This window comes from Sphingobacterium sp. MYb388 (assembly GCF_037479535.1).
Taxonomy (GTDB): domain Bacteria; phylum Bacteroidota; class Bacteroidia; order Sphingobacteriales; family Sphingobacteriaceae; genus Sphingobacterium; species Sphingobacterium anhuiense.
In genome coordinates this window covers 1-691 of the sequence record NZ_JBBGYV010000027.1, presented here as the reverse complement: position 1 = coordinate 691, position 691 = coordinate 1, and the positions used below count along the sequence as shown (strand labels likewise).

General features: G+C 38.2%; 2 protein-coding genes. One reads left to right on the top strand and one right to left on the bottom strand.

Features of this window, described 5'->3' with window-relative positions:
- Positions 1-514, top strand: a 514-nt coding sequence (locus tag WH188_RS26220; RefSeq protein WP_339424887.1) for a DJ-1/PfpI family protein, incomplete at its 5' end; no start/stop codon positions are given.
- A gap of 50 nt (positions 515-564) precedes the next feature.
- On the opposite strand, the gene WH188_RS26215 is transcribed toward WH188_RS26220, so the two are convergent.
- The coding region (locus tag WH188_RS26215; RefSeq protein WP_339424888.1) for a helix-turn-helix domain-containing protein at positions 565-691 on the bottom strand (127 nt) is incomplete at its 5' end.

Here is a 691-nt window from a genome sequence, read left to right as displayed (position 1 = left end):
CAACTATAATATTTACACCGTATCGGCAACAGCCAATAAAAATATAATCATGGACGGTGGAACAGTAAATCTAGTTTCTAAATACAGTATATACGATGCTCCACAATCAGATATATTGGTTATCCCTGGAACATCACCTGAGATTGTCAAAACGATTTCTGCAGATAAAAAAATGATGAATTGGATTGTCTCACAGAATGAAAAAACCCAAATGACAATGTCTGTCTGTACTGGTGGACTTATACTGGCAAATACGGGCCTGCTTGATGGACGCTCTGCAACGACGCATCACTGGTCAATTGATGAACTGAGATCGCACCCTAAAATAAAAGTGCAGGAAAAAACTCGATTTGTAGTGGACGGCAAGTTTTTAACTGGCGCCGGCGTCACTTCTGGTATGGATGTGGCTCTACAAGCTATTGAATTGATAAACGGTAAAGAAATTGCTGACGATATCGCACTCGGAATGGTTTATGACCGTTATAATACGATGGAATTTTTACCTAAAAAATAACGCCAAAATAACAAATGAAGTAACTGTTGACAAATATGACTTGTCAGCAGTTATTCTGTTTTACCTTGAAACTGTTTTCTGTGGAATTCCTTCGGAGTTTCACCAGTATATTTCTTAAAAAAGCGGTTAAAATAACTATCCGTTTCAAATCCCAACTCCCATGCGACTTCCTTTGCA